Origin of the sequence: Sphingorhabdus sp. (genome assembly GCF_046596595.1) — a bacterium.
Taxonomy (GTDB): domain Bacteria; phylum Pseudomonadota; class Alphaproteobacteria; order Sphingomonadales; family Sphingomonadaceae; genus Sphingorhabdus_B.
This window is the reverse complement of sequence record NZ_JBKJMB010000058.1, coordinates 1-5154: the sequence shown is the minus strand read 5'-3', so window position 1 is coordinate 5154 and position 5154 is coordinate 1. Positions and strand designations below refer to the sequence as shown.

Genomic DNA, 5154 nt, shown 5'->3' with positions numbered 1-5154 from the left:
GGGGTTGTCTACACCTATCCTGAAATTGCCAGCATCGGCCTGACAGAAGAAGAAGCAAAGGCGCAAGCCGCCGCATCGGGCAGTGAGGTCAAGGTTGGCAAATTCCCGATGATGGCGAACAGCCGTGCAAAGACAAACCGCGATACTGATGGTTTCGTGAAAGTGATTGCCGATGCCAAGACCGACCGCGTTTTAGGCGTGCACATCATTGCCTCGATTGCCGGTAGTATGATTGCCGAAGCTGTGACCGCAATGGAATTTGGCGCGACGTCCGAAGACATCGCTTACACCTGCCACGCGCACCCGACTCATGCCGAGGCGTTAAAGGAGGCGGCGATGGCAGTGACAGGCAAACCGATCCATATGTGATGGTAAGCCAAGCGGCCCAAATCGCGCCTGCCATGATTTCATGGCTTGATCTATTTGGTATCGCTGTCTTTGCGGCGTCCGGCGCGTTGGCGGCTGCGCAACGCCGCCAGACTCTGGTCACCTTTTCCTTCTTCGCGCTCATTACAGGCGTTGGTGGCGGGACAGTGCGCGACTTGTTGATTGGCGCGCCAGTGTTTTGGGTGCAAGACTGGCGCTTTGCGACAACGTGCCTCGTCACTGCAGGGCTTGTCTGGATAACACCCCAGAACTTCTGGAATGCCCGCGCGCTTGACTGGTTCGATGCGGTTGGCATCGCTATTTATGCGGTCTTTGGCACATGGAAATCGCTTACGCTTGGCGTACCGATGATCCCCGCCATGATGATGGGGGTGATCACCGCATGTGTCGGCGGCATTATCCGTGACGTTTTGGCAGGCGAGCCGTCGATTTTATTGAAGCCTGAAATCTACGTCACCGCCGCCGCTTTGGCCTCCGGGCTATTCGGGCTTTTGTTATTCTTTGGCTTGCCCGTCCTGCCCGCGGCTATCATCAGTGCGCTGGCTGGCTTTGCCTTACGCGCCATGGCGATTTGGAAGGGGTGGGCAATCCCCGCCTATCGCGGCTAGATTACCGAACGCGGTTCGGGAAAAGCCTGCTCAGATTGGCGATTTTGGGTTTGTCCCACTGGACGATGTAAGGATGCCGCGGGTTCTTCGCCATAAAATCCTGATGATAGGTTTCGGCTGGAAAGAAGCTAAAAGCCTCGATTGTCGTAACGATCGGGTTCTTCCAATAACCCGCCTTGTTCAATTGCGCGATATAGCCACGGGCCGCCTGTCGCTGCGCCGTATTGGCCGGGAAAATAGCCGTGCGATATTGCTTCCCGCGATCTGGTCCCTGCCGGTTAAGCTGCGTTGGATCATGCGCCACGGAAAAAAAGATGTGCAGCAAATCATTATAACTCACGATAGCAGGGTTATAATAGATACGCACTGACTCGGCATGCTTAGTCACCGCTGCGCTGACCAGATCATAGTCCGCATTCGATTTTGTGTCACCCGAATAGCCCGACTCCACGCGAGTCACGCCTTTAACTCCTTCAAATACCGCTTCAACACCCCAGAAACAGCCTCCGGCAAATATCGCAACCTGCTGACCTTTGGGTTCAACGATGCGTGTGGCAGGCGCAGCTATGCGAATGCCTTCCGCTGCATGCGCGCTTCCGATCGGCGTGACTATATCAGACCCGCATGCAGTTGCGAGGCTCAAAATAGCCGCGACGCTCAGCAAACGGGCAAAACGCTTACGGTTTAAATTGCGCTGTTTCATAAGATGGGCCTTCAATGGAAATAGAATGCGACGATCCGTTAGCGCTAGCTTTAGCGGTTGCGGGTTGAACTAATGCCAAACCAGCCGCGCCAAGGGCAAAGCCGCCCATCAGACTAAGGAAAAGATCTGACCGCAGAAAGTTGAAAATTCCATCCATTATGTGTCTCTTTTTCTCGCCACCGTTTTTGGAAGCTGAAACAGTTACGTTCTGCAACTCCAAATGGTTTCAAGCAGACCTGCGATTACTCGCGGCTTAACGTGTGGATATCCCTGTCTGGCTCTCACTCAAACCAACGCAGCACAGGCCGATTGGATGCGCGTACATGCTTCTTTCAATATGTCGGGTGAGGTTGCGTACGAAATCCGAAAGCCGGGGGATAAGCCAAAGGCGGCGCCATGCACGGCGGCCACACGGTATTCATCAAGGAAATAGTCGATGAGATCGGCGTCTGTTTGGATTTTTTTCCCCTGAGACGTGGTCTTACCCATTACGCCAGTCGCGTCCGGATAAACATAAAATGCACCTTCGGGTGTCGGGCAGCTGAGCCCCGGCGCATCGTTCAGCATTGCTACCACAAGGTCCCTTCGCTCGCGGAAAGCCGTATTGCGTTCGCGCAAAAAGTCCTGCGGGCCGTTCAACGCGGCGAGCACGGCATACTGACTGATGGAGCAAGGGTTGCTGGTCGATTGTGACTGCAAATCCGCCATCGCCTTGATGAGCCAAGCCGGACCACCTGCATAGCCAATGCGCCAACCCGTCATGGCATAGGACTTGGAAGCGCCATTCATGGTCAATGTGCGATCATAAAGGTCGGGACACACCTGAAGCATGGTCGCAAACGGCTCTGGCGCATACCAGATATGCTCATACATGTCGTCGGACAGCAGCATGACATGCGGATGCCTCAGCAACACCGCGCCAAGTGCCTTGAGTTCTGCTGCATCATAAGCTGCCCCAGTCGGGTTAGACGGTGAGTTCAGGATCAACCACCGGGTCTTGGCCGTGATGGCTGCTTCCAGCTGCTCTGGAGTCATTTTGTAATTTTGCGCCGCGCTCGCCATGACGATTACGGGTGTCCCCCCCGCAAATTGGACGATGTCGGGATAACTCACCCAATAAGGCGCGGGAATGATAACTTCGTCGCCCTTATCGATTGTCGCAACCAACGCGTTGAACAACGTATGCTTCCCGCCCGAATTCACGGTAATTTGCTTCGGTGTATAATCGATGTTGTTGTCGCGCTTGAACTTGTCGATAATGGCCTGCTTGAGTGGAGCAATGCCATCAACTGCCGTATATTTCGTCTTCCCGTCGCGGATCGCCTGAATGGCTGCATCCTTAACGAAGTTGGGCGTGTCGAAATCGGGCTCTCCCGCAGACAGGCCGATAACATCGACCCCTTGTGATTTCAGGTCAATCACCCGCCCTGACATGGCAAGCGTCGCAGACGGAGCAATGCGCCCGAGGGCAGCCGACAGATGGTCAATCATCATCTTACTTTCGCGGAAATTTTGAACAGAAATTGCGTATCTGCCCGTAATGCGTCACCAATTGTTACGCAACCCTATTGCCTTTTATTAATCCACGCAGGCTATTCCCGACCAGAAATCCGTCGGCCAGATCCTCAATCCTCAGATCCGCCTCTTGCGCCTGCCCTGACTCCAGCAGTTCGCGGCACAATATCGACGGGAGCAGACCCGTGTCGAGGCGCGGCGTCAGCAATTTGCCGTCGCGTTCGACAAACAAAGCAGTGATGCTGCCCTCGGTAAGCAAGCCGTCGGCACCAACAAAGACCACCTCGTCACAATCCGTTCGGGCCTTGCGCGCATCGTCGTAAAATGCACGATCACTCAGCTTGTGACGTAATCTGAAGTCACTGGCGTTGACGGGAAGCGGTACGATGCCGACACGCCATTCGACAACATCTTCGAGTGGCCATATCTCTACAGCCTGCGCGCCATGCCGCGACACCATGAGACGAATTTTTGACAACGTCTCAAGATGGAAGATACTTGCATGCAGGCGGTTTCGTAATTCGTGCCGGTCAAATTCGAAGCCAAAAAACAGCGCGCTGGTCTTCATACGTTCAAGATGTTGCTCAAGACGCAATATCCCCGCCATGGGTTCAAAACGCATCGTTTCGATAAGATCAAACGCGTAGTTATGCACCTTCGCGAAATCCCCTTTGGCCAGACATTCAGCCCATTCGTCGCCTTCGCTGGAATCGGCCACAATCCCCGAGCCTAAGCCAAACGAGAGCGATTTTGTTGCATCGCACACAGTAAAAGTTCGAATAGCAACGTTGAATAGCGCGTCGCCATTGTCGTCAATTCGGCCAATCGACCCGCAATAAATGCCTCGCGGGTCCATTTCGACATCTTCCAGGACCTGCATCGCCCGAATCTTGGGCGCTCCAGTAATAGAACCGCATGGGAATAAAGACTTTATGACGTCAACGGCATCTGCGCCTTCGTCCAACAAGCCCGTGACGGTTGAGGTCATCTGATGCACCGTGGGATAGCTCTCGATGCGAAAAAGCTCTGGCACCGCCACCGTGCCCGCGGCGCAGACCCGGGACAAATCATTGCGCAGCAGGTCGACAATCATCAAATTTTCGGCACGTTGCTTGGGATCAGATCGCAACGCTTCTGCAACTTGCGCGTCCAACTGCGGATCCGCCTGCCGTTGCGCAGTCCCTTTCATCGGCTTGGTTGTAATCCTGTTGCCTTGCAATATAAAAAACAGTTCGGGCGAAAAGGACAGATAATGCGTCTCGCCTGTCCAGATGACACTGCCATAACCCGCGCTCGCTTGCATGCGCATCGCGGCATATAAAGCCAGCGGATCACCGGCATAATTTGCCGACAGTGAGAATGTCAGATTGGCCTGATAGATATCGCCTGCCTGAATATATTCCTGTACGGTTGCGAAAGCGCGGGCATAATCCGCCCGCGATATGTTCGGACGAAGCTCCGAAAGCCATGACCCCGCTGGGTCAGGTAAAATTGAAGTCACGACGTCAGTTGGTATCTCACTGAAATCCTTGAAGAGTCCAAACCAAGCGCGCAGGCCATTGGCTTCGCGCGGAAGATTGGGCAAGAAGTGGCCCCCCGCCTCATAGCTCAAGAAACCTGCCGCATGCAGGCCATCGCGGCGCGCTTGCCGGAGCGCACCCAGCAGCGCTTCGATTTCATCACCACTTTGCGCGGTCAGTATTTCGACGGGGTCGGCGTACAGTCGCGCAGGTGACGCACCCTGTGCCCTTGCGTCATCCAGCAACACAAACGGGCCCTCAACCGGGATCACTGCTTGTCCATATATGGAGCGGGTGAGGGGAATCGAACCCCCGTATTCAGCTTGGGAAGCTGCTGCTCTGCCATTGAGCTACACCCGCGCGACGACATGCTTTTTAACCTGCGGTGATTGAATTGGCCAGTACGCAAAATTCAGCCCTT

General features: G+C 54.6%; 4 protein-coding genes, 1 tRNA gene and 1 pseudogene. 2 read left to right on the top strand and 4 right to left on the bottom strand.

What is annotated here, in order from left to right; translation table 11 throughout:
• Both ACLL9E_RS05580 and ACLL9E_RS05575 read left to right on the top strand, forming a co-directional pair.
• A pseudogene (locus ACLL9E_RS05580) lies at positions 1 to 369 on the top strand (dihydrolipoyl dehydrogenase); the annotation flags it as partial.
• Complete coding sequence (locus ACLL9E_RS05575; protein ID WP_411290752.1) at positions 369 to 995, top strand: trimeric intracellular cation channel family protein; 627 nt, start codon at positions 369 to 371, stop codon at positions 993 to 995. The pseudogene ACLL9E_RS05580 and the gene ACLL9E_RS05575, both read left to right, overlap by 1 nt.
• 1 nt (position 996) lies before the next feature.
• On the opposite strand, the gene msrA is transcribed toward ACLL9E_RS05575, so the two are convergent.
• The 4 genes from msrA to ACLL9E_RS05555 form a co-directional block, all read right to left on the bottom strand.
• Positions 997 to 1698 carry a peptide-methionine (S)-S-oxide reductase MsrA gene (gene msrA, locus ACLL9E_RS05570; protein WP_411290750.1) on the bottom strand — a complete coding sequence of 234 codons (702 nt, stop codon included), beginning with the start codon at positions 1696 to 1698 and terminating at the stop codon, positions 997 to 999.
• Positions 1699 to 1983: 285 nt separating this feature from the next.
• A complete protein-coding gene (locus tag ACLL9E_RS05565) occupies positions 1984 to 3186 on the bottom strand; it encodes a pyridoxal phosphate-dependent aminotransferase (RefSeq protein ID WP_411290751.1) in 1203 nt (400 codons plus the stop codon).
• 67 nt (positions 3187 to 3253) lie between these two features.
• Positions 3254 to 5005 (bottom strand): aminodeoxychorismate synthase component I, encoded by a 1752-nt coding sequence (pabB, locus tag ACLL9E_RS05560; protein WP_411290749.1) that lies wholly within the window; start codon positions 5003 to 5005, stop codon positions 3254 to 3256.
• Positions 5006 to 5019: 14 nt separating this feature from the next.
• Positions 5020 to 5093, bottom strand: a tRNA-Gly gene (locus ACLL9E_RS05555).
• Positions 5094 to 5154 lie beyond the last annotated feature (61 nt).